This is a genomic window from Yersinia proxima, from assembly GCF_902170785.1.
Taxonomy (GTDB): Bacteria; Pseudomonadota; Gammaproteobacteria; order Enterobacterales; family Enterobacteriaceae; genus Yersinia; species Yersinia proxima.
Genome location: NZ_CABHYG010000011.1, coordinates 127,054 through 152,727 on the forward strand (window position 1 = coordinate 127,054; position 25,674 = coordinate 152,727).

The following is a 25,674-nucleotide window of genomic DNA, read 5'->3' on the forward strand; positions in this document are numbered from 1 at the left end:
CCCCTTAAAGAGCCAATTCTGCGTTTAATACCAATGCCAGCAGCGCCTGACGTGCAAAAATCCCGTTACCTGCTTGTTGGAAATAGTAAGCGTAAGGAGTTTTATCAACATCAGTCGTGATTTCATCGATACGCGGCAGCGGGTGTAGCACTTTGAGATTATCTTGTGCACCATTTAAATCAGCCGCGCGCAGGACAAACTGTGCTTTGACGTTGGCATATTCTGATGGGTCAAGACGCTCTTTTTGCACGCGGGTCATGTAGAGAATATCCAGCTCTGGCACTACTTCTTCAATACTGTCGTGCAGGCTGTATTCGATGCCTTTTTCTTCCAACATTTCAAGAATATAAGCTGGCATTGCTAATGCATCTGGGGCGATAAAGAAGAAGCGATTGCCGTCAAATTTCGCCAATGCTTGCGTCAGTGAATGCACGGTGCGGCCATATTTTAGGTCACCGACCATGGCGATATTAATATTATCCAGTCGGCCTTGAGTTTCCTGAATGGTGAATAAATCGAGCAGTGTTTGAGTTGGATGCTGGTTGGCACCATCACCGGCATTAACTACCGGTACATTGCCGGAGAACTGGGTGGCGAGGCGTGCAGCCCCTTCTTGTGGATGGCGCATGACAATGGCATCGACATAGGTGCTGATGACTGACACGGTATCAGCTAGTGTTTCACCTTTCTTACCCAACGAGGTGTTGCTGCTATCAGAAAAACCGACGACTGATGCGCCAAGGCGATGAATTGAGGTTTCAAACGACAAACGGGTGCGGGTTGAGGCTTCGAAAAAGCAACTGGCGATCACTTTGTGTTTTAACAGCTCGGGTTGCGGATGGCTTTTCAAACTGGCGGCGGTACGCAGTACCAGTTCCAGTTCCTCGCGACATAAGTCGTTAATTGAGATGATGTGCTTGTGATACAACGGGTTGACCATTTTCGCTCTCCTCTATGACCCGTCATATTTCAAGCTGCATGTGCGTTGGCTGCTTTCGCTCACCCCAGTCACTTACTTGTGTAAGCTCCTGGGGATTTGCTCAGTTGCCGCCTTCCTGCAACTCGAATTATTTAGGGTATATATTTTTAATTAGTGATAATGCTTAATCTGGCTCCGATCGGCAGACAAAAAAAAGCCCCTCAATGAGGGGCCTTTCAGGATCGGTTTAGCAACGGGAGAAAGAATGGCAATTGGCTGCCTGCTAGCAGTCTATTTTGTCGACCATAGATAGGGTCATTTTCAACAAAACGACGATGTTTAGCTAAATCCAAGCGGCTTTTCATCATTTCTCCCGGCAAATTGTGGCGAATTATACTCGCGTGGGATTTCTCTGCAAGAGGGGAAAGCCGCATTTTTTATGATTAGCAAACGATTACCCAGTACATTTTGATTTCAAATATCTTAAGTTGGGTAACGTTTGTTTAGATGTGATTTGTTCAGTGATTGGTTTGGTTGTTGATGCTGTGGATCATCTTTCGGTTGTTATGATTAATTCGGTTGTTCATGCATTGGATCATCTTTCGGTTGATAGTCGTTCAGTTATTACCTTACCTCTGCGGCCTCAACCGAGCAGGAGGGCAGGCCGACCCTCCTGCACCTGCGGTTTGCGCGAAATATTACTGCTATTCGCAGTCCCCTCCGGCAGCCGTTGGCCTTATCGAGCCAGCGCGAGTCGCTTCCTGCTCCAGCGCGCTTTTCGCCGCCGTCCATGGCGGCTCACTCGGGCCATCGTCTTTGTCGGTAATATTCCTGATTGCGCTCAAGGTCAAAAGAGAAAATCAAAACCATTGTTTTGACCTTGAAATTAAAAGCACATTTGAGCCGCCGAATGAAGAATGGAGCAAGGGAAATCCGCCATGGACGGCGGATTTAGGCGTCATGAGCAGGGACGCGAATAAAGCCGTCCCGTCAGCGAAATGATGAGTGAGGGAACCCACGAAGTGGGCAAGCGATACGTGCGAAAGCGCGGGATTCCACAAGGGGGCCGCTGCCCCCTTTGGCGGTTGGTGCATCGGAGATTAAGTGAGCAATGAAATTCTAACAACCGAAGCGGATCATCTAATCAGGCATCAACCGAAATCTGATCGTATGCTGGCAATGAAATTCTAACAACCGAACCTATCATCTAATCAGACATCAACCGAACCGGATCAGCTAATCAACTAAACCACAAAAATAAAAACTTAATCCTCATCAAACCCCGAATTAAACAGTTCAATCACCGCTGCCAGAGCCTGAATCTCATCAGGCCCGGTAGCTTCAACCTCAATCTGGCGGCCTTTGGCAGAATCAAGCATCAGCAGTGCAATCACACTGCTGGCTTCGGCCTCGGTGCCACTGTCATTACGTAACATCACTTCTGCATCAAAACTCTGAACCAGCTCGAACAATTTCATTGCGGGTCTGGCGTGCATTCCCAACTTGTTTTTGATCTCAACGGTTTGTTTGACAGTCATTTATTTACGTTTTTCCAGAGTACGATGACGTGATTGGACGTTCTTGCCGCGGGCGCGGAAATAATCGGCCAATTGTTCAGCAACATAGACTGAGCGGTGCTTACCGCCGGTACACCCAATAGCTACCGTCAGATAACTACGGTTATTGGTTTCCAGCATCGGCAGCCACAGTTCCAGATAACTGCGGGTCTGATAAATAAAGTTATGCACTTCAGTATGGCGATCAAGGAAGGATATCACCGGCTTATCCAGGCCTGTCATTGGACGTAATTTAGGGTCCCAATGCGGGTTTGGCAGGAAGCGCACGTCGAAGACATAATCCGCATCAATAGGAATGCCGTGTTTAAATCCGAAGGACTCAAACACCATAGTCAACTCGCGCTCACGTTTACCTAGCAGGCGGGTACGGAGCATCTCAGCCAGTTCATGCACTGACATTTCAGAGGTATCAATAATCAAGTCAGCCCTTGAGCGCAAAGGCTCTAGCAGGTCGCTTTCTTCATCGATAGCACTTTCTAATGACAAATTTTTAGTCGACAGCGGATGCAGGCGACGGGTATCACTGTAACGACGAATCAGGGTATTACGGTCTGCATCCAAAAACAGCAATTGTGGTGAAAAGCTGTCTGGCAGTTGAGTCATGGCATGTTCAAATACCTCGGGAGACTCAGGCATATTGCGCACATCTATACTCACTGCGGCGGAGATATTCCTATCGGCAAGTGTACTTGCCAATTGTGGCAACAGAACCACGGGCAAGTTATCGACACAATAAAAGCCCATATCTTCCAATGCGCGCAAAGCAACAGACTTCCCTGAACCGGAACGGCCGCTGACAATCATCAGCACCATGTGAGTGACTCCCCTTTAGACCCGTCATCTTTCAAGCTACAGGTGCATTGGCTGCTTGTGCTACTTGGCCCGTCCATGGGCCTCGCTTCTGCGAGGCCGCTGCAAGCGGCGTTCAAACCTGCTCTGGGCAGATTTGTCACCCGAATCACTTACCTGTGTAAGCTCCTCGGGGTTCTCTTCTTTGCCGCCTTCCTGAATCTTGAAATCTATTGGGCTATATATTAGAACCCTGTATTCCGGCTACAGGAGCCGGACATAGTAAATAAAACAGACGTTACTTGCCTGACCTGTGGTTACGCTGTTTCTGGTGGTAATTCAGTAATGATTTGATAAAGCTCATCATCACTTTGCGCCATTCGTAAACGGCGGCACACTGTTTTATCAGCTAATCGCTTGGCCACTAAAGACAAAGTGTGTAAGTGAGTTTTACATTGATCTGCTGGAACCAACAAGGCAAATAATAGATCAACCGGTTGGTTATCAATAGCATCGAAAGCAATAGGTTGTTCCAGGCGGATAAATACACCAACAGCGCGCAGTGTATCTTCCTCCAGCTTGCCATGAGGTATCGCGATGCCACTACCAATGCCGGTACTGCCCATGCGTTCGCGGGTTAACACAGCATCGAAAACGACCTGTGACGGTAGGTTAAGCTGCTTGGCAGCTAACTCGCTGATAATTTCCAAAGCCCGTTTTTTACTTGAGCAATGTACGGAGCTTTTGGTGCACTCGATATTTAATACCGAGCTTAATTGCAATGCTGGATCGTTGATCATTTCATCTTTCACTTAAGCGCTGTTTTACGCCTGATGCCAGCGGAATATTCTGCTGGCATCAGGTTATGTAGCGAGTGTAGAACCTTTGCTGTCTACCAGTCATACTTCAAGCCGCATGTGCGTTGACTGCCCTCGTTCACCTCAGTCACTTACTGGTGTAAGCTTCTGAGGATTCGCTCAGTTGCCGCCTTCATGCAACTCGAATTATCTAGGGTATATAACAGCAACAAGGCTCCTAATGTTGTTTCAATTTATCTTTGTGTTTGTTCAACTGGCGGGCCAGTTTATCAACCAAAATATCGATTGCGGCGTACATATCTTCCTGCTCTGAGCTTGCGTGCAACTCGCCTCCATTCACATGTACCGTGGCTTCTGCAATTTGTTTTACTTTTTCGACACTTAAAACCACATATACTTGATTAATGCGATCAAAATATTGCTCAAGTTTGGCAAATTTAGTGGTAACAAACTCGCGTAATGCTTCGGTTATTTCGACATGATGTCCGGTAATATTGAGTTGCATAGTGTCTTCCTTCTCAGTTCAGGTCAAACCAACTGTTTACGCTGATTTGACGGCGGGATGGATAACGACTCTCGATACTTCGCGACGGTACGCCGTGCCACCATAATGCCTTGTTCACATAATAGTGTGGTCAGCTTGCTGTCGCTCAGTGGTTTGGCAGGGTTTTCTGCCGCAACCAATTTTTTCACCAGTGCACGAATAGCTGTAGAAGAGGCTTCGCCCCCGCTATCCGTATTGACGTGACTGGAGAAGAAATATTTCAGCTCGAAAATTCCTCGAGGACTGTGCAGGAACTTCTGCGTGGTCACTCGGGAAATTGTCGACTCATGCATATCCACGGCTTGTGCAATGTCTGCCAGTACCATGGGTTTCATAAATTCAGGCCCATTCTCAAAAAATGCCACCTGCTGCTCGACAATGCAGCGTGCCACTTTTAACAGTGTTTCGTTACGACTCTCAAGGCTTTTAATCAGCCATTTTGCTTCTTGCAAATTGCTACGGATGAACTGCCCGTCACTGTCATTACGAGTATTACTGCCCATTGCCGCGTACTGCTGGTTGATTTTCAGGCGTGGAATGCTATCGGCATTAAGCTCGACCGTCCAGTGCCCTTTGTCTTTACGTACCAGAACATCTGGAATCACATACTCAGATTCCCCGGTATTGATTGACTGGCCAGGGCGCGGGTCCAGTGATTGAATCAGGGCAATGGCTTCTTTAAGTGTATCTTCTTTTAGCCGACTTAAACGAATCATCGTGCGGAAATCATGGTTACCTAGCAAATCCAGATATTCGCTGATGATTAGGCGCGCTTCGGCGAGATAGGGGGTATCTTTGGCATATTGCGACAACTGCACCAACAGACACTCACGCAGGTTACGTGCAGCAACACCAATCGGATCAAAGTGTTGTATTCGCTTGAGCACAGCTTCGACTTCGTCCAGCGCAACATTCTCATCCCCCATGCTTTCCAGAATGTCTTCCAGTGGCACAGTGAGATAGCCGGTTTCATCAACCGCATCGACGATAGAAGTTGCAATGGCGGCATCAGTTTCTGAGAACGGGGTTAAATCCACTTGCCACATCAAATAGTCTTGCAGTGTTTGGGTGGTTTCCCCCTGATAGACCGGCAGTTCGTCGTCGCTGTAATCATTGCCCATACCCGATGGTGTACCTGCGGTGTAAATCTCATCCCAGGTTGCATCCAGTGGCAACTCTTCCGGCATATCTTTTTGCTCCAGCGCTTCGCGAGTATCAAGCGATTCACTGTCTACCGTTTCTTTTGCATCTATCTCTTCATGAAGGTCGGTTTGCTCAAGCAGGGGATTACTCTCTAGCGCTAACTGAATCTCCTGCTGGAGTTCTAGCGTAGAGAGTTGCAACAGGCGAATAGCCTGCTGTAGCTGCGGAGTCATTGCCAGTTGTTGGCTGAACTTGAGTTGCAAACCTTGCTTCATAATGCGGTATCAATTTTCCTGATGGCTAACAAAATCATTAATAGTGTCTGGTATTGGGAGGTTAAAGACGGAATTCCTCGCCCAGATAAACACGTTTAACTTGTTCGTCAGCCAAAATTTCCTGTGGTGTGCCGTGAGCGATTAAATGGCCCTGGCTTACAATATAAGCCCGCTCACAAACGTCTAGCGTCTCACGCACGTTATGGTCGGTAATCAGTACACCGAGGCCACTGTCGCGCAGATGCTCAATTATCTTTTTGATATCAATAACAGAAATCGGGTCAACCCCAGCAAATGGTTCATCCAGCAAAATAAACTTAGGATTGGCTGCCAGCGCACGGGCGATTTCAACACGGCGACGTTCACCGCCAGAAAGCGATTGCCCCAGACTGTCACGTAAATGAGTAATATGGAACTCTTCCATTAACTCATCAGCCCGCTCCTGACGTTGCTCAGATGAGAGGTCTTTACGGATTTCCAGCACCGCCATCAGATTGTTAAAGACACTCAGGCGGCGGAAGATAGAGGCTTCTTGCGGCAAATAGCCAATCCCGCGCAGGGCGCGTTCATGCAACGGCAAGAGGCTGATATCTTCGTCATCAATCACAATGCGCCCGGCGTCACGCTGGACAATGCCGACGACCATATAAAAAGTGGTGGTCTTACCCGCACCGTTCGGCCCAAGTAAACCAACAATTTCACCGGACTTTACTTTTAGGCTGACGTCTTCGACCACTTTACGGCCTTTATACGCCTTAGCCAGTTTTTCTGCGATTAATGTTGCCATAAATGATTAGTTACTCTTCTTTTGGCCTGAAGCTGCTGGCCCTTTATCTTGTAATTGAGACGGTAATAGCACGGTAGTAACACGTTTGCCTTTATCACTGAAGGCTTCCATCTGCTGTTTTTTCACCAGATAGGTGATGCGATCACCTTTGATATTGCTATCAAGCTGCTCCAGATAGGCATCACCCGTCAAGACGACAAAATCATTAGCGACTTCATAACGCAGTTTCTGACCATGACCTTTAACCGGTTTGCCGCTATCTTGCATCTGATAGAACGTCACTGGATTACCAAAACCTTCGATCACCATTTTGCTCTGATCACCACCAGGGCGGGTCACCACGACTTTATCAGCCTTAATCTCAATGGTGCCTTGCTTGATAACCACATTGTCGGTAAAGGTGACGGTATTGGCACCCATATCCAATGCTTGTTTGACCGAGTCGACCAGAACAGGCTGGTCTGTATCGCCGGTTAATGCCAATGCCGGCAGGCTTGCGGCCAAAAGTGAACTGGCAAGCAAAAAATGACGAATTTTATTTTTGGATTTCATAAGAGGTTTTAACCTTTTCAATCAGCTCGGCGGTTTTATCCCGCAAGTTGCCACGCATTTTCATGCCGTTAGATGTAAATCCAACACCAAAGAGGGTAACTTCATCATCGGAGGATACATCCTGTGTGATCAAATTAACCTGGGCGTTATCAGTTTTAATTTTTTGTAGCTGTGCGTCAGGGGTTAGGCTGTCAACCTCAACGTGCCCATACAAATAAAGCATCTTGTCATCGGTTAGCTTGGCGCGATCCGCTCGTACTGTCCAGGTGGCGACAGCATTCTCATCAAACATCGTCATCACCGGCCTGGTAAACCAGGTCAGCTCTTGTGCATTGAAGTTCTGAACCTCTTCCGCCACCAATTTATAATTCAGTTGCCCGACCGGATTAAACACCACTGTCACTGTATGCTGGCTTTGTGATGAGGGTTCATTATCATCAATCGTAGCTTGTGTATCTTGTTGATTAAAACCGGAAATATTCCAGCCAATCAGGGCTAAAGCAATCAGTGCTAAGGATAGGGTTATCCATAGTCTTGTTTTACTCATATCGACAATCCTTTGGCACCTTCGAATTTACCTTGGGCCAATAATATCAAATCACATAACTCGCGTACTGCGCCGCGCCCGCCATTGATGCGCGTAACATAATGCGCCTTGGGAATGAGTAATGGATGGGCATCCGCCACAGCGACAGATAAGCCAACTTGTGCCATTACAGGCCAATCAATCAGGTCATCACCAATGTAAGCTACCTGCTCAGGCTGACATTTTAAGGCAACTAATAATTCGTTATAGGCGACCAGCTTATCAGATTGCCCTTGATAAAGGTGGGTAATGCCTAAGGTGTTGGCTCGGTCTTCTAATAATTTAGCGTTACGGCCGGTAATAATAGCGACTTCAATACCAGAGGTTAGCAGGCAGCGGATACCATAGCCATCTCGCACATTGAACGCTTTCAGCTCTTCGCCCTGATTGCCCATGTAAATCAGGCCATCGGACATGACACCATCAACATCGCAGATCAATAAGCGAATGTTGGCCGCACGTTCCATAACGCTGCTAGCCACCGGGCCATAGCATGTGTCCAGATATACGACGCTACTCATAATTTACCTTTTATTAAACGACACCAGCTCTCAGCATGTCGTGCATATGCACCACACCTAGCAATTGATCACCATCGGCGACTAACACCGCAGTAATATGACGTGATTCCATCAGGTTGAGAGCATCCACCGCCAACATGTTGGGACGAACTCGAATACCGCCGCTGGTCATCACATCGGCGATTTTCGCATTATTTAAGTCAACGCCCATATCAAATACCCGGCGTAAATCACCGTCGGTAAAGATACCTTTAATCATCATCAAGTCGTCACAGATTACGGTTAAACCCAGATTTTTCCGAGTAATTTCCAGTAATGCGTCGCGTAATGAGGCATCAGGGCTGACGTGAGGAATATCGGCTCCGGTATGCATGATATCGCTGATTCGTAATAACAACTTGCGTCCCAGTGCGCCACCCGGATGGGAGAGCGCAAAGTCTTCTTGCGTAAAGCCCCGTGCCTGTAGCAAAGCCACGGCGAGCGCATCACCCATCACTAATGTGGCGGTGGTGCTGGTGGTTGGTGCTAATCCCAATGGGCAGGCTTCTTGCGGCACTTTAATACATAAATGAATATCAGCCGCTTTACCCATAGTGCTTTCAGGGTTGTTACTCATGCAAATAAGCTGAATTTTCTGGCGTTTAAGGACAGGAATCAAAGCCAGAATCTCGTTGGACTCACCCGAGTTGGAGATGGCTAATACGATATCTTGCGGTGTGATCATCCCCAAATCGCCATGACTGGCTTCGCCAGGATGGACAAAGAATGACGGAGTACCGGTGCTGGCGAAAGTCGCAGCAATTTTGCATCCGATATGGCCAGATTTACCCATCCCCATAACGACAACTTTGCCGTGGCAGTTAAATATTGCCTCACAGGCTCGGGTAAAATCGTCATTAATATATTGATCGAGCTGCGCCAGCCCTTCGCGCTCAATCTGTAGAACTTGTTTACCCGCCTGTTGGAAATCTACTCTTGGCTGTAAATCAGAAGAAGACATACTGGGTTCCTGTATGCGGCATTGTTTATGTTATGCGGCACTAAAGGGAGCAAAAAGTAGCACCGCCAGGTAGGCAATAAACCCACATAATAACAGAGTGCCCGCCATATGGCCGATTCGATGTTTACGCCCCAGACAAAGTACAGTGAATATCACACTGACACCGAGCATGACCCAATAATCTCGCTGGAATGCTTCGGGGTTGATATCACCAGGGGACAGTAATGCGGGAACGCCTAATACAATAACGATATTAAAAATATTTGAGCCGATGATATTACCAACCGCCATATCATCTTCACCTTTCAATGCACCCGCGATGAACGTCGCCAGTTCAGGTAAACTAGTACCAATAGCAATAACAGTCAGCCCGATGACTAATTCACTGACTCCCGCGACTCTGGCAATAACGGTGGCATTGTCGATAATCATTTTGGCTGACAGTGGCAAAATAATGAAGGCCAGCACCAGCCACAATAATGCAACGGTATTGCTACTGTCTTGCGGCAACTCCGCTAATTGTTCGCGAGTGAAAATATCATTTCCTTGCGAATGGGCCAGACGGGCAATTTTTAGCATCAGGACAATAAACGCGGCGGCGGCCAAGAGCAAAATAACGCCATCGCCACGGCTAAGATGGTTATCTGCCAGCAAGAAACCACACAATACCGTCACGACCAACATCAAGGGTAACTCGCGCCGTAAAATCTCTGAGCGCACCGTTAGTGGGCGTATTAGGGCTGCGCCACCGACAATCAGCAAGAGATTGGTAATATTAGAACCCAGCACATTGCCAACGGCCATATCCGTTTGGTTATTCAGTGCCGCAGTGACGGAGACGATGAGCTCCGGCAACGAGGTGCCAATACCAACAATGGTCATCCCGATAATGAGTGGCGGGATACCGAAAGAACGGGCTAACACCGCTGCGCCATAAACTAATCGGTCAGCACCATACACTAATAGCACCAAACCAATGATTAATAGTGTTATCGCAAGAAACATGCAGAGTCCTTTATTAGTTATATACCCGTCATACTTCAAATTGCAGGTATGTTGGCTGTCTTCGCTCACCCCAGTCACTTACTCATGTAAGCTCTTGGAGACTCACTCAGTTGCCGCCGTCCTGCAACTCGAATTATTTAGGGTATAATCCCGATCCATTGGCATAAACTCGTTGGTAAAAATGACTAAAAACGTATTACGCTTTTTTGCTTACCCCTAATTTTGACTGTGAGTGCCAGAAAAGTAAAACTTATGGCAACTTTGGCTACGAAAAAGCGTTAATAAATTGCAAGAATGTATCCTAATTGCGCTCATTACTGCCATTTGCTGTAGCATTGGCGATTAGATGAGTCATAAAAGGCCTAAGGGACGAATGATAATGAACCAACTGGCGTCGAATTTGATAGAGATCCGCGGGATGAGTTTTACTCGTGGTGAGCGTCCGATATTCGCCGATATCAACATGACGGTCCCGCGCGGCAAAGTTACGGCGATTATGGGGCCTTCAGGGATTGGTAAAACCACGCTGCTGCGCCTGATTGGCGGGCAACTTGCACCTGATTCCGGCGAAATCTGGTTCGATGGTGATAATATTCCGACGCTTTCTCGACAGCGTTTGTATGATGTGCGCAAGAAAATGAGCATGTTGTTTCAATCGGGGGCGTTATTCACCGATTTAACGGTATTTGAGAATGTGGCTTTCCCATTACGAGAGCATAGCCGTTTACCGGAAGAGTTGCTGTATAGCACGGTGATGATGAAGTTAGAAGCCGTGGGTTTGCGTGGTGCGGCTAACTTAATGCCCGCCGAGCTTTCAGGCGGTATGGCCCGCCGGGTAGCGTTGGCACGGGCAATTGCCCTTGATCCAGAATTGATTATGTTTGATGAGCCTTTTGTCGGTCAGGACCCTATCACCATGGGGGTATTGGTAAAACTGATTGATGAGCTGAATCATGCATTAGGCGTCACCTGTGTGGTGGTTTCCCACGATGTACCGGAAGTGCTGAGTATTGCTGATTATGCTTATATTGTGGCGGATCAGCATGTGATTGCTGAAGGAACACCTGAGCAGCTACAAGCCAATGATGATATGCGAGTACGTCAGTTCCTTGATGGTATTGCCGACGGGCCGGTGCCGTTCCGTTTCCCGGCGGGCGATTATAAAACTGAGCTGTTTTACCCAAAGTAATTGGAGTTGCAGGCAGGCAGCAAACGAAGGAATCCCAATGAGCTTACACCGGTAAGTGATTTGGGGGAGTGAGTGTAGCTAACACACCTGCTGCTTCAAGTACGAAGGGTATAGGCAAATGGAGTATTCATGTTAGTACAGGCTTTGGCGTCTCTAGGTCGCCGGGGCATTAATGTCTGCGCATCCTTTGGTCGCGCAGGTTTAATGCTATTTAATGCACTGGTTGGCCGGCCTGAACCGCGAAAACAGTGGCCATTATTGGTCAAACAGCTATATAGCGTTGGGGTGCAATCCTTACTGATTATTGTGGTTTCCGGTCTGTTTATCGGTATGGTTTTGGGCTTACAGGGCTTTTTGATCCTCACCACCTACAGTGCGGAAGCCAGTCTCGGGATGATGGTTTCTTTATCATTACTGCGAGAGTTAGGGCCAGTAGTGACGGCATTGCTCTTTGCTGGCCGTGCCGGTTCAGCCCTGACGGCAGAAATTGGCTTGATGAAAGCCACTGAACAGATTTCCAGCCTGGAAATGATGGCGATTGACCCTTTGCGGCGGGTGGTGGCTCCCCGGTTCTGGGCGGGGCTTATCAGTATGCCATTATTGACCGCTATCTTTGTCGCGGTGGGCATCTGGGGCGGCTCTGTGGTCGGTGTCGACTGGAAGGGGATTGACGGCGGCTTTTTTTGGTCAGCGATGCAAAGTGCCGTTGAGTGGCGCACTGACTTATTGAATTGCCTGATTAAAAGCCTGGTATTTGCCATTACCGTGACGTGGATTGCGCTATTCAATGGTTATGATGCTGTCCCAACATCTGAAGGGATTAGCCGGGCAACGACCCGTACTGTGGTGCATTCATCACTAGCGGTATTGGGATTAGATTTTGTGCTGACAGCACTGATGTTTGGGAACTGAGTCGATGCAAACGAAGAAAAGTGAAGTCTGGGTAGGGGCGTTTATACTGATTGCTATTCTGGCGGTCGTGTTCCTCTGCTTAAAAGTGGCCGATATCAAAGCAGTGGGCAATCAGCCGACTTACCGGATTTATGCCAATTTTGACAATATTGGTGGTCTGAAAAACAATTCGCCAGTCAAGATTGGTGGTGTGGTGGTGGGGCGGGTTGCTGAGATAACACTGGATACCAAAAATTACAGCCCACGTGTGGCGATGGATATCCAGCAGCGCTATAACCATATCCCTGACACCAGCTCCCTGGCGGTACGCACTTCAGGTTTATTGGGTGAACAGTTCCTGGCACTCAATGTCGGCTTTGAAGACCCCGATATGGGCACCGGTATTTTGAAAGATGGTGGCGTTATTCAAGACACCAAATCTGCATTGGTTCTGGAAGACCTTATCGGCCAGTTCTTGTACAAGAGTGGCGGTGATGGTAATTCTGGTACGCCAGCCAGTGAGCCAGCAGCGGCAGTACCTGCGGCAGCAAATGGCGGCTTACCTGCAACCCAACATCCTTAAGAGGGTATCTGAATGTTTAAACGTTTACTTATGGTCGCGTTGCTGGTGGTTGCCCCACTGGCGAATGCTGTCGATCAAACCAACCCGTATCGTCTGATGGATGAAGCCGCGCAAAGAACCTTTACGCGCCTGAAAACTGAACAAGCGAAAATTAAACAGAATCCAGATTATTTGCGCACGATTGTACGTGAAGAGTTATTGCCATTTGTTCAGATTAAATATGCCGGTGCATTAGTGTTGGGCAGCTATTACAAAGCCGCTACGCCTGCACAGCGCGAGGCGTATTTCAATGCATTCAGCCAATATCTGGAACAGGCATATGGTCAGGCTTTGGCGCTATATCATGGTCAAACTTACGATGTCGCGCCAGACCAACCACTGGGTGATGCCAACATCGTTGCCATTCGCGTGACTATCCTTGACCCTAATGGTCGTCCACCAGTGCGTTTAGATTTCCAGTGGCGTAAAAATAGCCAAACGGGAAACTGGCAGGCGTATGACATGATAGCCGAAGGGGTCAGTATGATCAGTACCAAGCAAAATGAGTGGGCTTCTATTCTGCGCCAGAAAGGTGTGGATGGTTTGACTCAACAGTTGCTGATTGCCGCGAAACAGCCGATAACCTTAGATAAGCAGTAATTATGGCAGATGAACTGAATTGGCAGTCGCAGCAGGAAACGCTGGTACTGCAAGGTGAATTGGATCGTGAAACACTGTTACCTCTGTGGCAACAGCGCGAAGCATTATTGGCCGATAAGACACGCATTGATGTGAGCCAATTACGGCGTGTGGACTCCTCTGGTCTGGCACTGCTGGTTCACTTTCGTGAGCTGCGCAGCAAACAGGGTGGCTCACTCGCCATCACTGGAGTCAGTGATCGGCTATCTACCTTGATTGAACTGTATAATTTGCGTGACGTCATCCCGGTAGAAACAGTTATTCCAGTAGCAACAACCAACGCCTGATAAGTGGTTTTAAGTCGGCACTCTTTTGTGTGTCGTTTATTCCCAAAGCAAAAGACTAAAGTTTTCAAGCCTCTGTGTGCAATAGCAAAACAGGGGCTTTTCTTTAGTTTCAGAGAAAGCCGTATTCCACTAATATGTTGAGCTGGCTATGCTCCTTATAAAATAGAATGAATCTTATGGATACTAACGAAATTAAAGACGTGCTGATGCAAGCATTGGCCTTACAAGAAGCGCATGTTACCGGTGACGGCAGCCACTTTCAGGTGATTGCTGTGGGTGAGCTATTTGCCGATATGAGCCGGGTGAAAAAACAGCAGGCTGTGTATGCGCCTTTGATGGAATATATCGCTGATAATCGTATTCATGCTTTGTCGATTAAGGCCTATACGCCACAAGAGTGGCAGCGGGATCGCAAACTAAACGGCTTTTAATGCTGCTGGCTTCAAACTGCCTACAGGTCCGGTCGGCAGTTTCTTAAGCGGGCAGTGAATTCGAATTTGCTGATCAGTATTTTGACAACAACCAGTATTTTGACAACAAAGAGTGGTCACAATGGATAAGTTTCGTGTGCAGGGGCGGACTCGCCTAAGCGGTGAAGTCACCATTTCCGGAGCGAAAAACGCGGCATTACCGATATTGTTTGCTGCGTTATTGGCTGAAGAACCGGTAGAGTTGCAAAATGTCCCAAAGCTAAAAGACATTGATACCACCATTAAGTTGCTGAGCCAATTAGGTGTCAAAATTGAGCGTGATGCTGCTTCTGGCTCTGTTTTTGTTGATGCCAGCGGTGTGAATGAGTTTTGTGCGCCATATGATTTGGTTAAGACCATGCGCGCTTCTATTTGGGCATTGGGGCCATTGGTTGCCCGTTTTGGTAAAGGGCAAGTCTCATTACCGGGCGGTTGTGCTATCGGCGCTCGTCCGGTCGATTTGCATATCACCGGTCTGGAACAGTTGGGCGCTGAAATCAAACTGGAAGATGGTTACGTTAAAGCCTCTGTCGATGGTCGTCTAAAAGCGGCACATATCGTAATGGATAAAGTCAGCGTTGGCGCAACAGTGACTATCATGAGCGCTGCGACATTGGCGGAAGGCACTACTGTCATTGAGAATGCCGCTCGAGAGCCGGAAATTGTCGATACAGCGAATTTCTTGAATACGCTGGGCGCTAAAATTACTGGCGCAGGTACTGACCGCATTACCATCGAAGGTGTTGCTCGCTTAGGTGGCGGTGTGTATCGGGTGCTGCCAGACCGTATCGAAACCGGAACTTTCCTGGTTGCTGCGGCTATCTCTGGCGGTAAAGTGGTTTGTCGTCAGACTCGTCCTGATACGTTGGATGCCGTACTGGCTAAACTGCGCGAAGCTGGTGCTGATATTGAAATTGGCGATGACTGGATAAGCCTGGATATGCATGGCAAACGCCCTAAAGCGGTGACCTTACGTACTGCGCCACATCCGGGTTTCCCAACCGATATGCAGGCTCAGTTCAGCTTATTGAATTTAGTAGCCGAAGGGACGGGTGTTATTACCGAAACGATTTTCGAAAACCGGTTTATGCATGTGCCAGAACTGATTCGTATGGGCGCACATGCAGAAATCGAGAGCAATACCGTGATTTGCTATGGTGTTGAGCAACTGTCTGGTGCTCAGGTTATGGCGACCGATTTACGTGCCTCTGCCAGCCTGGTATTAGCTGGCTGTATCGCTAATGGGACAACGATTGTTGATCGTATTTATCATATCGACCGCGGTTATGAAGGTATCGAAGATAAATTGCGTGCATTAGGTGCTCAAATTGAGCGAGTAAAAGGCGAATAAGTATTTTCTGAACACACCATCAAAAATGCCAGCCGATAAGATCGAGCTGGCATTTTTTTAGCGATTGATAGCGGTTTTATGGTGCAGGTTGCTGACCAAGAACTTCGTTTTGATCCAATTCGGTGATGGTGATTTGAGCCGTGATTTGCTGACCATTACGTAATAACAAGACTGGAATAGTCGTTCCAGGGCGAATTTCTGCCACTTGATCCATCGTTTCGATCACGGATGTTGCAGGTTTATTATTAACACTAAGAATGATATCGCCTACTTGTAAGTTGGCATTTGCCGCCGGGCCATTTGGCGATATCTTGTTCACTTTAATGCCGTGGATTCGCTCTCCGCTATTGCCACTGGCATTGAATGGCGGATATTCCTCACCGGTTATCCCAATATAGCCGCGGATAACTCGCCCATCCCGAATGAGTTTTTCCATCACTTTGGTTGCGAGTGCTGTCGGGATGGCAAAGCCGATCCCCTCTGGCGTTTCACCATTGCTGCTTTTATCAAAGGATAGGGTGTTAATCCCCATCAACTCACCCAACGTATTCACCAGCGCACCGCCAGAGTTACCCTGGTTGATTGAGGCATCTGTCTGGAGGAAGTTTTGCCGCCCAGAATCGCTTAAACCAATACGTCCAGTGGCACTGATAATCCCTTGTGTGACGGTTTGACCGAGATTATAGGGATTACCGATTGCCAACACGACGTCACCAATGTGTGGCGTACGATTAATATTGATGGGAATCACGGGCAGGTTTACGGCATCAATTTTCAAAACAGCCAAATCAGTCAGATTATCTGAACCGACCAGTAAGGCTTCAGATATACGGCCGTTTTGTAATGCGACAATGATTTGTTCTGCATTATTGATAACGTGTTTATTGGTAAGGATATAGCCCTTGTCACTCATGATGACACCAGAACCCAAGGTTCGAATGGCTAATCCATCCTGATTAGGGCTTAGACTGCGGTTATAAACATTAACAACGGCAGGAGCTGCCCTGCGCACTGCCTGGTTATAACTGACAGGAACCTCTTCATCAACGCTATCACCATTGCCGGAAAAAAAATGACCCGGACTACGGAGCATAGGCATTGCGACCAGCAAGATGCCAGCAACAATTAGCCCCAAAATAATAGAACGCAATAGCTTAAGAAACATGAAGTTTTAAGGCATGAATGACTAGGTAAGCGGAGAATAGCATGAGTTTGACGGACACAGCATTGTGCTGTGTCCGATTTTTCTGCAAATTAGCGGATTAACAGATAAATATTCTCTTCACCGCGCACGATATTCAGAGCAATGACAGCCGGTTTGGCTTCAATAGCTTTACGTAACTCAGCGATATCCTTCACTCGCACACGGTTTACAGCAATTATCACATCGTCTTTCTGTAAGCCAGATTGTGCCGCCGGAGAACCTTTTGTCACGTTTTCAACTTTAACACCTTTACTGCCACCTTTAATTTCGCCATTGCTCAGGGACGCACCCTGTAACGAGGGTGATAAGGTATCAGCACTGGTTGAGGTTGGGCTGCTGTTTTCCAGTGTTACGGTGACTTCAAGTGGTTTACCATCACGCAATAAGCCCACTTTTATAGCTTTACCCGGCCCTGTTGTGCCCACTTTGGCGCGTAACTCAGCAAAGCTGCTGATAGGTTTGCCGTCTACAGAAACCAACACGTCGCCTGCTTTGATACCCGCTTTAGAGGCGGCTGATTTTGGCAAGACTTCACTGACAAAGGCACCGCGCTGAGCATCAATGTTAAAGGCTTTTGCCATATCAGCGGTCATTTCACTACCGCGAATCCCGAGCAAGCCGCGCTTCACTTCGCCAAACTCAATCAGCTGCTGGCTGAGGTTTTGCGCCATATTGCTTGGGATCGCGAAACCGATACCAATGTTACCGCCGCCTGGAGCCAAAATAGCAGTGTTAATCCCAATCAATTCGCCGTTTAGGTTAACCAGCGCCCCGCCCGAGTTACCGCGGTTGATAGAGGCATCAGTCTGAATAAAGTTTTCTAACCCTTCCAGATTCAAACCACTGCGGCCCAGTGCGGAAATAATACCCGAAGTCGCAGTTTGTCCCAGACCAAATGGGTTACCGACTGCGACGGCAAAATCACCGACTCGCAGGTTGTCAGAATCTGCGATTTTGATGGCGGTCAGATTCTTGGCATCGGTTAGCTGTAACAAAGCGATATCAGTTTGTTCATCACGGCCCAGCAATTTGGCATCATATTCACGGCCATCATTGAGCTGAACGCGAATTTTATCTGCGTTATTGATAACGTGGTTGTTGGTTAATATATAACCTTTTTCCGCGTTAATAATGACGCCAGATCCCAAACCTTCAAATGGACGATTGCTCTCTTTACCGGTTGGCGCATTGGGGCCAAAGAAGAATTTGAACTCTTCTGGCAAGCGCTGCTGTTGTGCCTGAGTACCAGAAACGTGAACGCTGACAACCGCTGGCAACACTTTCTCCAGCATAGGGGCCAGACTTGGAACCGATTGCCCTGCGACAGCCGCAGGGAGAGCCGCCGCGTTCACCATAGGAACGGACGCGAGACCTAAGCCGACACTCATTGCCAGCGCACTAAGAAGTAATGACTTTTTCTTCATTGATTTAAACTCTCTCAATACCTAACGGTGAATGAATAGGGGGATGGCTGCTACAGGCCCGTTGTAAATTCAGACTCTGAATTAGCTAAAAAATTCACTTATTTCAAAAGGCTACTGCTGTTCTAAAAATAAGCACCCTAAGATGTCACTTGATATAGGGGTTAGGATAAAGCAATTCAAGAAGAGGTAAGTATAGAAGTGTAAATGTGCTGACTACCGCGGTGAGTGCCGTAGCCAACTTGACATGTACCCGTCATACTTTAAGCTGCATATGCGTTGGCTACATTCAATCACCCGAATCACTTACTCATGTAAGCTCATCGGGATTCTCTCACTTGCCGCCTTCCTGCAACTCGAATTATTTAGGGTATAGGTAATTAGTCTCGGGTCTGATGTTCCGGACGCAGTAAGCCTGATGCCCCTTCGGAGTAATCGCGAGGTGGCATTTTGACCGGAGCCTGATCATTATCAGCTTCAGATTCTGTCAGACGATAGCGGAACGGATTATCTTGCATTGGCAAGTCCGGCAATAAGTTATTGGAGCTTTTCGCCATATGCTGATAAAGCTGGCGATAGTCGCGAGCCATATTATCGAGCAACTCGGCACTGCGGGCAAAATGCCCAACCAGTTCCTGGCGGTATTCTTCCAAATCTGTTTTGCTCTTCTCCAGCTCATTTTGCAGCACTTGTTGCTGACGCAATTTACGGTTGCCAAAGCGCATAGCCACCGCGCCAATCACAATACCAACAACTAACCCAATAAGCGCATACTCCCAGGTCATGATGACTCCTTTTTTGACTTCATTGTTCAGCAGGGCTTTTTCACTTAATAATACCCACTATAACCGTTAACCTTGTCTGAGTGGAATCCTGATGCAACTTTGCCTATGGTTATCAGGTTTTTTCCGCAGTGGTCATGTCGGTAAATGCTGCGATTGCCCGATAAATCAGCAAGAAAGTACCGGAAAAAGTAGATAACTATTTTATCAGGGATTATTGATAAACATGCAACCGAGTTCACCTATAGCGCTTTACCAGCAGGCAATTGATGCCGGCGACTATCAACCTGATGATGTCCAACAGCGCACAGTAGCACGGTTGGACACCCTTTATCAGGAACTGAATCAACGCCACAGCGCCCCTGCGCTCAATGCTGGTATACGCGGACGTTTGGGGCGTTTACTGGGGCGCAACACACCAAAAACACCAATACGTCCGGCTCAGGGCTTGTACATGTGGGGCGGCGTCGGGCGGGGTAAAACCTGGCTGATGGATATGTTTTTTCACAGTTTGCCGGGTGACCGTAAGTTACGCTTGCATTTCCACCGTTTTATGTTGCGAGTGCATCAAGAGCTAACTACATTGCAAGGTCATGAAAATCCTTTAGAAATCATTGCTGATGGTTTCAAGGCGCAGACGGACGTGCTGTGTTTTGATGAATTCTTTGTTTCGGATATTACTGATGCCATGCTGCTGGCAACACTGCTGGAAGCACTGTTTGCGCGCGGTATCACCCTGGTCGCCACATCCAATATTCCACCGGATGACTTGTATCGGAACGGTTTACAGCGTGCGCGCTTCGTGCCGGCCATCGAACTGATTAAACAATATTGTGATGTGATGAATGTCGATGCAGGTATTGATTATCGTCTGCGCACATTGACTCAGGCAAACCTATATTTGACGCCGCTCAATCCAGAAACCGAGCAGGCGATGGCGGATATTTTCGTCAAACTTGCGGGGAAAGAGGGCGAAAAGGCACCTGTTTTGGAGGTCAATCACCGGCCTTTACCTGCTATTTGTGCGGCGCAAGGCGTGTTGGCAGTCGACTTCCACACATTGTGTGAAGAGGCGCGCAGCCAACTTGATTACATTGCGCTATCAAAGATCTATCACACCGTATTGCTGCATAATGTCCACAAAATGGCGACGCGAGATGAAAATACCGCTCGACGCTTTTTGGCATTGGTTGATGAGTTTTATGAGCGGCGGGTGAAATTGATCATTGCAGCTGAAGCAGCAATGTTCGAAATTTATTGTGGCGAGCGGCTTAAATTTGAATATCAGCGTTGTTTATCACGGCTACAAGAGATGCAAAGTGAAGAATATCTCTCTTTACCGCACTTGCCGTAAAAATCATCTGCGCGGCGGTGGTTCACTTTTAGCCCACTAAAATGCTATTCTGTGCCGGGCGATTATTCTTCGCCCTAACTTAACATGTTTAATTTATACCTTTCTTGCCAAAAACAGTTCGATCTTTGACGTCGACTTCTCTATAATCTTGCGACCCCACGTTACAACAAAGTTTTTTTCCCAGAACTTTGTATAGTGCCAGCATTGGCTATTCGAAGGGGTAGGTTTGCTGGACTGATGGTCGTGTGAGCCTCAACTGTTTTTGAACGTTTGGGTGTTCACCAACGTGTAACTTATTAATTGGGTAAGCTTTTATAATGAAAACTTTCACAGCTAAACCAGAAACTGTAAAACGCGACTGGTATGTTGTTGACGCGAATGGTAAGACCTTGGGTCGCCTCGCTACTGAACTGGCTAGTCGCTTACGCGGCAAGCATAAAGCGGAATACACCCCGCACGTTGATACTGGTGATTACATCATCGTTCTGAACGCAGAAAAAGTTGCCGTAACTGGTAACAAGCGTACAGACAAGATTTATTACCGTCACACCGGTCACATCGGTGGTATCAAACAAGCGACCTTTGAAGAGATGATTGCCCGCAGTCCTGAGCGTGTGATTGAAATCGCGGTTAAAGGCATGCTGCCGAAGGGTCCGCTGGGCCGTGCAATGTATCGTAAACTTAAAGTTTATGCAGGTACTGAGCACAATCATGCGGCACAGCAACCGCAAGTTCTGGACATTTAATCGGGATTATGGCAATGGCTGAAAATCAATACTACGGCACTGGTCGCCGCAAAAGTTCTGCTGCACGCGTTTTTCTTAAGCCGGGTAGCGGTAAAATCGTTATTAACCAACGTAGCCTCGAAGTTTACTTCGGTCGTGAAACTGCCCGCATGGTAGTGAATCAACCGTTGGAACTGGTAGACATGGTTAGCAAGTTTGACATGTACATCACTGTTAAAGGTGGTGGTATTTCAGGTCAGGCTGGCGCTATCCGTCACGGTATTACCCGTGCACTGATGGAATATGACGAGTCTCTACGTGGTGAACTGCGTAAAGCTGGCTTCGTAACGCGTGATGCGCGTGAAGTTGAGCGTAAGAAAGTGGGTCTGCGTAAAGCACGTCGTCGTCCACAGTTCTCCAAACGTTAATTTTTTGCCTTTACGGCAGCAGATTAATGGTAAAAGCCCGGTGTCTCACCGGGTTTTTTTATATCTGAAAAATAGACTTCCACCATTTTATTCATTATATTTTTGCTGCTAAACTGTTGTCTGATAGACAATTGTTGATGAAATCGCAGCACCATCCCCACAAAACATGCAAAATCTGGTAAACTATCACCCACTTTTGTGCCTGTTCGACGAACAGTTGGCGTCCGTGTATCTCCCTGGCTGAATTATTCTCTCTACCAAGGCTTATTTACGGCAGCAACTACCTTGATTGCGAACCGGCGGTAAAACGACTCAGGATAGCAACGTCACCGTGGGCTATTCGCATTGTTTTCTAGATAATCTTGGAGGTTTTCATGGCTGTCGCTGCCAACAAACGTTCGGTAATGACGCTGTTTTCCGGCCCGACCGACATTTTTAGCCATCAAGTACGTATCGTACTGGCGGAGAAAGGTGTCAGTGTTGAGATTGAGCAGGTTGAAGCTGATAATCTGCCGCAGGACCTGATTGACCTCAATCCCTACCGTACTGTCCCTACTTTGGTTGATCGCGAGCTGACTCTGTATGAATCCCGCATCATCATGGAGTATTTGGATGAGCGTTTTCCTCATCCACCTTTGATGCCTGTATACCCTGTTGCTCGTGGTAGCAGCCGTTTGATGATGACCCGCATCGAACAGGATTGGTATTCTCTGCTGGCAAAAATTCAGAAGGGGAATGCACAGGAAGCTGATGCAGCCCGTAAGCAGTTGCGCGAAGAGCTACTGTCTATTGCGCCGGTATTTAAAGAAATGCCTTTCTTTATGAGCGAAGAGTTCAGTCTGGTCGATTGTTACCTGGCCCCGCTGCTGTGGCGTTTGCCACAATTAGGCGTTGAATTTACAGGCGAGGGTTCTAAAGAACTTAAAGGCTATATGACGCGAGTGTTTGAGCGTGACGCATTCCTGGCTTCTCTGACTGAAGCTGAACGTGAAATGCGCCTGCAAACTCGGGGTTAATCTTTATGGCGACGTCTGATATGTCTCCGCGCCGTCCTTACTTGCTGCGCGCATTCTATGAGTGGTTGATTGATAATCAACTGACGCCTCATTTGGTCGTGGATGTCACCCGGCCGGGTGTTTCGGTGCCAATGGAGTTCGCCCGTGATGGGCAAATTGTATTGAATGTAGCACCGCGTGCCGTGGCTAATCTGGAATTGGGTAATGAAGGTGTGAGTTTCAATGCCCGTTTTGGTGGTATTCCCTGCCAGGTTACTGTCCCTATGGGGGCGGTGATGGCAATCTACGCGCGTGAAAATGGTTCTGGCACTATGTTTGAACCTGAAGAAGCCTACGATTCTGATGCTGATGGTAACTTTGTCGGCATGGAAGAGGAAGATGACGAGACTGTGCCGACAGAGAATTTGATGTTGGTCACGGACGATACTCAGGCACCGCAAGGTGATGGTAGCTCACCAGATGATGAGCCGCCGCAACCGCCACGCAGTGGTGGCCGTCCAGCATTACGCGTCGTTAAGTAGTCACCTTCATTTTTCGGGCAAGATGTTTTATCGGGGCGGCTTTGGCCGCCCTAATTATTTATATTGCACCATTACCATTAAGATAATTTTTTCAATTCGGCCAGGCAGCTATCACGCTGGCTCATCATGTCACTATTTCTGATAGTGGACAGAGTATGAGTGGCGCGCTGTTGGAAACTGGCTTTAGCGGCACTGTCTTTAGCATCGGCTGGCGCAGTGCAAATATCTGATAATGTGAGTGTTTTACTGTCACTCACTGCTTTTAGTACCGCAGCTGGATTATAAATCAGCGCCGAAGAGAGGGCTGATTTTACTCCCGCAGTGAAACTCGCATTACCACCATCGGCCAGTTTAGGGGCCATGGCAATCCAGTTATCATCACCCAGCTTGATATTATTCTCGACCGCAGGCAATTGCCCCGCTTTTGCTAACTCAGCGACCACAGCTCGAGCACCACGAGCCTCAATGTTATAACCAACTTCTTGATAATTCAGTGACATTGCTAATGCACTGCCGCTGATAGCCAGCAAACCGCCAGCAATGAAAAGTAAGTGAGATTTCATAACAGATGATCCTTTCTTTAAAACCAGGCGTAACAATATGTACAGGAAAATAGCTGTGTGGGGCCGGGAAGTGTTGGCCCATAAAGTATAAATAAATATAAACTCGGCCCTTACTATAGCGCTTCATGGTCAAAATGCTGTAAATAAGGCGGACTGAGATTGTTACAAAATCTTGAGTGAATGGCGTTCGCGTGAAAAAAACACAATAAAAAGGGCTGGATAACCAGCCCTCACTGTTTTTGGATGTCTATGACAGAGTCTTTGGTATCAGACTTCCAAATAATTCATGATGCCTTCTGCTGCTTTGCGGCCTTCAGCAATGGCGGTCACGACTAAATCAGAGCCACGAACAATATCACCACCGGCAAAGATTTTTGGGTTGCTGGTCTGGAAGGCATTATCAGTGCGCTCTGGTGCCACAACACGGCCTTGTTTATCCAATGCTACGTCATGAGCGGCCAGCCATTCCATGCTGTGCGGGCGGAAGCCAAATGCCATAACCACAGCATCTGCTGGCAGAACATGTTCTGAGCCTGGGATCTGCTCAGCCATGCGACGCCCCTGTGCATCTGGCGCACCCAGTTGGGTTCGAACCATCTTCACACCACAGACTTTGCCATTACTGTTCACTTCGATGCTCAAAGGTTGTAGGTTGAATTTAAATTCAACGCCTTCCTCACGCGCATTTTTCACTTCCCGCTTGGAACCCGGCATGTTGGCTTCGTCACGGCGGTAGGCGCAAACGACGTCAGTTGCCCCTTGGCGAATGGAAGAACGCACACAGTCCATCGCGGTATCACCACCACCCAGCACCACAACGCGCTTACCTTGCATATTGATATAAGGCTCGTGAGGTGCAGCATCGTAACCCATCAGCTGTTTGGTATTGGCGATAAGGAATGGCAGCGCATCATATACTCCAGATGCGTCTTCGTTTTCCAGGCCACCGCGCATGGATTGGTAAGTACCTACACCGAGGAACACTGCGTCATACTCTTGCAACAGCGCATCCATTGTGATGTCTTTGCCGACTTCGGTATTCAATTGGAATTCAATACCCATCTCGGAGAAGATTTTACGGCGCTTAATCATCACTTCTTTTTCCAGCTTAAAGGCCGGAATACCGAAGGTCAGCAAGCCACCAATTTCTGGATGACGGTCAAACACTACTGCTTGTACACCGTTACGCGCCAGGACATCGGCACAGGCCAGCCCGGCAGGGCCAGCCCCAATCACCGCCACACGTTTACCGGTCGGGTGAACATGAGACATATCAGGTTTCCAGCCCATCTCAATGGCTTTGTCACTGATATATCGCTCGATGTTACCGATGGTCACCGCGCCGAACTCATCATTCAGAGTACAAGACCCTTCACACAAGCGGTCTTGTGGGCATACGCGGCCACAGACTTCTGGCAAGCTATTAGTTTGATGAGCAAGATCTGCCGCTTCCATAATTCGCCCTTCGTTGGCCAGTTTCAGCCAGTTAGGGATGTAGTTATGCACCGGGCATTTCCACTCGCAATAGGGGTTACCGCACGACAAACAGCGGTCTGCCTGTGCTTTAGCCTGTGTTTCCGAGAATGGCTCGTAAATCTCAACAAATTCAATTTTACGGATCTTCAGCGGCTTTTTCGGCGGATCTACGCGCTGTAGGTCGATAAACTGATAAACATTCTGACTCATTTCAACCCC

29 protein-coding genes are annotated in these 25,674 nt (G+C 47.9%); 12 read left to right on the top strand and 17 right to left on the bottom strand.

Annotation, left to right across the window (positions count from 1 at the left end; all coding sequences use genetic code 11):
• Positions 1 to 4: 4 nt before the first annotated feature.
• The 12 genes from pyrB to FTB31_RS09490 form a co-directional block, all read right to left on the bottom strand.
• Positions 5 to 940, bottom strand: a complete 936-nt coding sequence (gene pyrB / locus FTB31_RS09435; protein ID WP_050078259.1) for an aspartate carbamoyltransferase — start codon at positions 938 to 940, stop codon at positions 5 to 7.
• A gap of 1,244 nt (positions 941 to 2,184) precedes the next feature.
• Positions 2,185 to 2,457, bottom strand: a complete 273-nt coding sequence (gene npr / locus FTB31_RS09440; protein WP_005162489.1) for a PTS phosphocarrier protein NPr — start codon at positions 2,455 to 2,457, stop codon at positions 2,185 to 2,187.
• Positions 2,458 to 3,309 (bottom strand): RNase adapter RapZ, encoded by an 852-nt coding sequence (gene rapZ / locus FTB31_RS09445; RefSeq protein ID WP_005162486.1) that lies wholly within the window; start codon positions 3,307 to 3,309, stop codon positions 2,458 to 2,460.
• 293 nt (positions 3,310 to 3,602) lie between these two features.
• Positions 3,603 to 4,085 carry a PTS IIA-like nitrogen regulatory protein PtsN gene (ptsN, locus tag FTB31_RS09450; RefSeq protein ID WP_050077246.1) on the bottom strand — a complete coding sequence of 161 codons (483 nt, stop codon included), beginning with the start codon at positions 4,083 to 4,085 and terminating at the stop codon, positions 3,603 to 3,605.
• Between the two features lie 235 nt (positions 4,086 to 4,320).
• Positions 4,321 to 4,608, bottom strand: coding sequence for a ribosome hibernation promoting factor (hpf, locus tag FTB31_RS09455; protein WP_004392031.1), 288 nt, complete (start codon positions 4,606 to 4,608; stop codon positions 4,321 to 4,323).
• Between the two features lie 23 nt (positions 4,609 to 4,631).
• Positions 4,632 to 6,065 (bottom strand): RNA polymerase factor sigma-54, encoded by a 1,434-nt coding sequence (gene rpoN / locus FTB31_RS09460; RefSeq protein ID WP_050076991.1) that lies wholly within the window; start codon positions 6,063 to 6,065, stop codon positions 4,632 to 4,634.
• Positions 6,066 to 6,126: 61 nt separating this feature from the next.
• Positions 6,127 to 6,852, bottom strand: a complete 726-nt coding sequence (gene lptB, locus FTB31_RS09465; RefSeq protein ID WP_004392029.1) for an LPS export ABC transporter ATP-binding protein — start codon at positions 6,850 to 6,852, stop codon at positions 6,127 to 6,129.
• A 6-nt stretch (positions 6,853 to 6,858) separates the two neighbouring features.
• Positions 6,859 to 7,404 (bottom strand): lipopolysaccharide ABC transporter substrate-binding protein LptA, encoded by a 546-nt coding sequence (lptA, locus tag FTB31_RS09470; protein ID WP_050076992.1) that lies wholly within the window; start codon positions 7,402 to 7,404, stop codon positions 6,859 to 6,861.
• Complete coding sequence (gene lptC / locus FTB31_RS09475; protein ID WP_050076993.1) at positions 7,388 to 7,951, bottom strand: LPS export ABC transporter periplasmic protein LptC; 564 nt, start codon at positions 7,949 to 7,951, stop codon at positions 7,388 to 7,390. The genes lptA and lptC overlap by 17 nt, the downstream gene beginning before the upstream one ends.
• Positions 7,948 to 8,511: a 3-deoxy-manno-octulosonate-8-phosphatase KdsC gene (kdsC, locus tag FTB31_RS09480; protein ID WP_050076994.1), complete on the bottom strand. Its 564-nt coding sequence runs from the start codon at positions 8,509 to 8,511 to the stop codon at positions 7,948 to 7,950. Before kdsC ends, lptC begins: the two co-directional genes overlap by 4 nt.
• A 13-nt stretch (positions 8,512 to 8,524) precedes the next feature.
• Positions 8,525 to 9,511 carry an arabinose-5-phosphate isomerase KdsD gene (kdsD, locus tag FTB31_RS09485; RefSeq protein WP_077175470.1) on the bottom strand — a complete coding sequence of 329 codons (987 nt, stop codon included), beginning with the start codon at positions 9,509 to 9,511 and terminating at the stop codon, positions 8,525 to 8,527.
• Between the two features lie 30 nt (positions 9,512 to 9,541).
• The gene (locus FTB31_RS09490; RefSeq protein WP_227731303.1) at positions 9,542 to 10,516 is read right to left on the bottom strand and encodes a calcium/sodium antiporter; all 975 of its coding nucleotides are present in this window, start codon (positions 10,514 to 10,516) and stop codon (positions 9,542 to 9,544) included.
• Positions 10,517 to 10,895: 379 nt separating this feature from the next.
• Between FTB31_RS09490 and mlaF the strand changes: the two genes are divergently transcribed.
• The 7 genes from mlaF (at position 10,896) to murA (ending at position 15,965) form a co-directional block, all read left to right on the top strand.
• On the top strand, positions 10,896 to 11,705 hold the full coding sequence (gene mlaF / locus FTB31_RS09495) for a phospholipid ABC transporter ATP-binding protein MlaF (protein WP_050076997.1): 810 nt from the start codon (positions 10,896 to 10,898) through the stop codon (positions 11,703 to 11,705).
• 129 nt (positions 11,706 to 11,834) lie between these two features.
• Positions 11,835 to 12,617 carry a lipid asymmetry maintenance ABC transporter permease subunit MlaE gene (gene mlaE / locus FTB31_RS09500; protein ID WP_005174247.1) on the top strand — a complete coding sequence of 261 codons (783 nt, stop codon included), beginning with the start codon at positions 11,835 to 11,837 and terminating at the stop codon, positions 12,615 to 12,617.
• A 4-nt stretch (positions 12,618 to 12,621) separates the two neighbouring features.
• On the top strand, positions 12,622 to 13,179 hold the full coding sequence (gene mlaD / locus FTB31_RS09505) for an outer membrane lipid asymmetry maintenance protein MlaD (RefSeq protein ID WP_050076998.1): 558 nt from the start codon (positions 12,622 to 12,624) through the stop codon (positions 13,177 to 13,179).
• 12 nt (positions 13,180 to 13,191) lie between these two features.
• The gene (mlaC, locus tag FTB31_RS09510) at positions 13,192 to 13,818 is read left to right on the top strand and encodes a phospholipid-binding protein MlaC (protein ID WP_050076999.1); all 627 of its coding nucleotides are present in this window, start codon (positions 13,192 to 13,194) and stop codon (positions 13,816 to 13,818) included.
• 2 nt (positions 13,819 to 13,820) lie between these two features.
• Positions 13,821 to 14,144 carry a lipid asymmetry maintenance protein MlaB gene (mlaB, locus tag FTB31_RS09515; protein WP_050077000.1) on the top strand — a complete coding sequence of 108 codons (324 nt, stop codon included), beginning with the start codon at positions 13,821 to 13,823 and terminating at the stop codon, positions 14,142 to 14,144.
• A 176-nt stretch (positions 14,145 to 14,320) separates the two neighbouring features.
• Entirely contained in the window at positions 14,321 to 14,575 is a 255-nt protein-coding gene (gene ibaG / locus FTB31_RS09520) for a BolA family iron metabolism protein IbaG (RefSeq protein WP_004710915.1), read from the top strand.
• A gap of 121 nt (positions 14,576 to 14,696) precedes the next feature.
• Positions 14,697 to 15,965, top strand: a complete 1,269-nt coding sequence (gene murA / locus FTB31_RS09525; protein WP_050077001.1) for a UDP-N-acetylglucosamine 1-carboxyvinyltransferase — start codon at positions 14,697 to 14,699, stop codon at positions 15,963 to 15,965.
• A 76-nt stretch (positions 15,966 to 16,041) separates the two neighbouring features.
• On the opposite strand, the gene degS is transcribed toward murA, so the two are convergent.
• The 3 genes from degS to zapG all read right to left on the bottom strand — a co-directional run bounded on the left by degS (position 16,042) and on the right by zapG (position 19,375).
• Entirely contained in the window at positions 16,042 to 17,130 is a 1,089-nt protein-coding gene (gene degS, locus FTB31_RS09530) for an outer membrane-stress sensor serine endopeptidase DegS (RefSeq protein WP_050077002.1), read from the bottom strand.
• Between the two features lie 89 nt (positions 17,131 to 17,219).
• Complete coding sequence (degQ, locus tag FTB31_RS09535; RefSeq protein ID WP_050077003.1) at positions 17,220 to 18,593, bottom strand: serine endoprotease DegQ; 1,374 nt, start codon at positions 18,591 to 18,593, stop codon at positions 17,220 to 17,222.
• Between the two features lie 377 nt (positions 18,594 to 18,970).
• Positions 18,971 to 19,375 carry a Z-ring associated protein ZapG gene (gene zapG / locus FTB31_RS09540; protein WP_005162428.1) on the bottom strand — a complete coding sequence of 135 codons (405 nt, stop codon included), beginning with the start codon at positions 19,373 to 19,375 and terminating at the stop codon, positions 18,971 to 18,973.
• A 223-nt stretch (positions 19,376 to 19,598) separates the two neighbouring features.
• Between zapG and zapE the strand changes: the two genes are divergently transcribed.
• The 5 genes from zapE (at position 19,599) to sspB (ending at position 23,416) form a co-directional block, all read left to right on the top strand.
• Complete coding sequence (zapE, locus tag FTB31_RS09545; RefSeq protein ID WP_050077004.1) at positions 19,599 to 20,726, top strand: cell division protein ZapE; 1,128 nt, start codon at positions 19,599 to 19,601, stop codon at positions 20,724 to 20,726.
• A gap of 317 nt (positions 20,727 to 21,043) precedes the next feature.
• Positions 21,044 to 21,472 (top strand): 50S ribosomal protein L13, encoded by a 429-nt coding sequence (gene rplM / locus FTB31_RS09550; RefSeq protein ID WP_004710905.1) that lies wholly within the window; start codon positions 21,044 to 21,046, stop codon positions 21,470 to 21,472.
• Between the two features lie 14 nt (positions 21,473 to 21,486).
• Positions 21,487 to 21,879 carry a 30S ribosomal protein S9 gene (gene rpsI / locus FTB31_RS09555; protein WP_050077005.1) on the top strand — a complete coding sequence of 131 codons (393 nt, stop codon included), beginning with the start codon at positions 21,487 to 21,489 and terminating at the stop codon, positions 21,877 to 21,879.
• Positions 21,880 to 22,253: 374 nt separating this feature from the next.
• Positions 22,254 to 22,895 (top strand): stringent starvation protein SspA, encoded by a 642-nt coding sequence (gene sspA, locus FTB31_RS09560; protein WP_050077006.1) that lies wholly within the window; start codon positions 22,254 to 22,256, stop codon positions 22,893 to 22,895.
• Between the two features lie 5 nt (positions 22,896 to 22,900).
• Complete coding sequence (gene sspB / locus FTB31_RS09565) at positions 22,901 to 23,416, top strand: ClpXP protease specificity-enhancing factor (RefSeq protein WP_050077007.1); 516 nt, start codon at positions 22,901 to 22,903, stop codon at positions 23,414 to 23,416.
• Positions 23,417 to 23,493: 77 nt separating this feature from the next.
• Here the strand turns inward: sspB and FTB31_RS09570 are convergent, their stop codons facing one another.
• Both FTB31_RS09570 and FTB31_RS09575 read right to left on the bottom strand, forming a co-directional pair.
• Complete coding sequence (locus tag FTB31_RS09570; RefSeq protein ID WP_050077008.1) at positions 23,494 to 23,979, bottom strand: hypothetical protein; 486 nt, start codon at positions 23,977 to 23,979, stop codon at positions 23,494 to 23,496.
• A gap of 267 nt (positions 23,980 to 24,246) precedes the next feature.
• The gene (locus FTB31_RS09575) at positions 24,247 to 25,665 is read right to left on the bottom strand and encodes a glutamate synthase small subunit (protein ID WP_019082232.1); all 1,419 of its coding nucleotides are present in this window, start codon (positions 25,663 to 25,665) and stop codon (positions 24,247 to 24,249) included.
• Positions 25,666 to 25,674 lie beyond the last annotated feature (9 nt).

What these genes read in the sequence shown, in the direction of transcription:
- ibaG (WP_004710915.1), top strand. Translation starts at nt 14,321, where the DNA reads ATGGATACTAACGAAATTAAAGACGTGCTGATGCAAGCATTGGCCTTA.
- mlaD (WP_050076998.1), top strand. Translation starts at nt 12,622, where the DNA reads ATGCAAACGAAGAAAAGTGAAGTCTGGGTAGGGGCGTTTATACTGATT.
- murA (WP_050077001.1), top strand. Translation starts at nt 14,697, where the DNA reads ATGGATAAGTTTCGTGTGCAGGGGCGGACTCGCCTAAGCGGTGAAGTC.
- ptsN (WP_050077246.1), bottom strand. Translation starts at nt 4,085, where the DNA reads ATGATCAACGATCCAGCATTGCAATTAAGCTCGGTATTAAATATCGAG.
- zapG (WP_005162428.1), bottom strand. Translation starts at nt 19,375, where the DNA reads ATGACCTGGGAGTATGCGCTTATTGGGTTAGTTGTTGGTATTGTGATT.
- kdsD (WP_077175470.1), bottom strand. Translation starts at nt 9,511, where the DNA reads ATGTCTTCTTCTGATTTACAGCCAAGAGTAGATTTCCAACAGGCGGGT.
- lptA (WP_050076992.1), bottom strand. Translation starts at nt 7,404, where the DNA reads ATGAAATCCAAAAATAAAATTCGTCATTTTTTGCTTGCCAGTTCACTT.
- mlaC (WP_050076999.1), top strand. Translation starts at nt 13,192, where the DNA reads ATGTTTAAACGTTTACTTATGGTCGCGTTGCTGGTGGTTGCCCCACTG.
- zapE (WP_050077004.1), top strand. Translation starts at nt 19,599, where the DNA reads ATGCAACCGAGTTCACCTATAGCGCTTTACCAGCAGGCAATTGATGCC.
- mlaB (WP_050077000.1), top strand. Translation starts at nt 13,821, where the DNA reads ATGGCAGATGAACTGAATTGGCAGTCGCAGCAGGAAACGCTGGTACTG.
- sspA (WP_050077006.1), top strand. Translation starts at nt 22,254, where the DNA reads ATGGCTGTCGCTGCCAACAAACGTTCGGTAATGACGCTGTTTTCCGGC.
- lptC (WP_050076993.1), bottom strand. Translation starts at nt 7,951, where the DNA reads ATGAGTAAAACAAGACTATGGATAACCCTATCCTTAGCACTGATTGCT.
- pyrB (WP_050078259.1), bottom strand. Translation starts at nt 940, where the DNA reads ATGGTCAACCCGTTGTATCACAAGCACATCATCTCAATTAACGACTTA.
- npr (WP_005162489.1), bottom strand. Translation starts at nt 2,457, where the DNA reads ATGACTGTCAAACAAACCGTTGAGATCAAAAACAAGTTGGGAATGCAC.
- rapZ (WP_005162486.1), bottom strand. Translation starts at nt 3,309, where the DNA reads ATGGTGCTGATGATTGTCAGCGGCCGTTCCGGTTCAGGGAAGTCTGTT.
- FTB31_RS09570 (WP_050077008.1), bottom strand. Translation starts at nt 23,979, where the DNA reads ATGAAATCTCACTTACTTTTCATTGCTGGCGGTTTGCTGGCTATCAGC.
- rpoN (WP_050076991.1), bottom strand. Translation starts at nt 6,065, where the DNA reads ATGAAGCAAGGTTTGCAACTCAAGTTCAGCCAACAACTGGCAATGACT.
- lptB (WP_004392029.1), bottom strand. Translation starts at nt 6,852, where the DNA reads ATGGCAACATTAATCGCAGAAAAACTGGCTAAGGCGTATAAAGGCCGT.
- FTB31_RS09575 (WP_019082232.1), bottom strand. Translation starts at nt 25,665, where the DNA reads ATGAGTCAGAATGTTTATCAGTTTATCGACCTACAGCGCGTAGATCCG.
- kdsC (WP_050076994.1), bottom strand. Translation starts at nt 8,511, where the DNA reads ATGAGTAGCGTCGTATATCTGGACACATGCTATGGCCCGGTGGCTAGC.
- hpf (WP_004392031.1), bottom strand. Translation starts at nt 4,608, where the DNA reads ATGCAACTCAATATTACCGGACATCATGTCGAAATAACCGAAGCATTA.
- degS (WP_050077002.1), bottom strand. Translation starts at nt 17,130, where the DNA reads ATGTTTCTTAAGCTATTGCGTTCTATTATTTTGGGGCTAATTGTTGCT.
- mlaF (WP_050076997.1), top strand. Translation starts at nt 10,896, where the DNA reads ATGAACCAACTGGCGTCGAATTTGATAGAGATCCGCGGGATGAGTTTT.
- rpsI (WP_050077005.1), top strand. Translation starts at nt 21,487, where the DNA reads ATGGCTGAAAATCAATACTACGGCACTGGTCGCCGCAAAAGTTCTGCT.
- degQ (WP_050077003.1), bottom strand. Translation starts at nt 18,593, where the DNA reads ATGAAGAAAAAGTCATTACTTCTTAGTGCGCTGGCAATGAGTGTCGGC.
- sspB (WP_050077007.1), top strand. Translation starts at nt 22,901, where the DNA reads ATGGCGACGTCTGATATGTCTCCGCGCCGTCCTTACTTGCTGCGCGCA.
- FTB31_RS09490 (WP_227731303.1), bottom strand. Translation starts at nt 10,516, where the DNA reads ATGTTTCTTGCGATAACACTATTAATCATTGGTTTGGTGCTATTAGTG.
- rplM (WP_004710905.1), top strand. Translation starts at nt 21,044, where the DNA reads ATGAAAACTTTCACAGCTAAACCAGAAACTGTAAAACGCGACTGGTAT.
- mlaE (WP_005174247.1), top strand. Translation starts at nt 11,835, where the DNA reads ATGTTAGTACAGGCTTTGGCGTCTCTAGGTCGCCGGGGCATTAATGTC.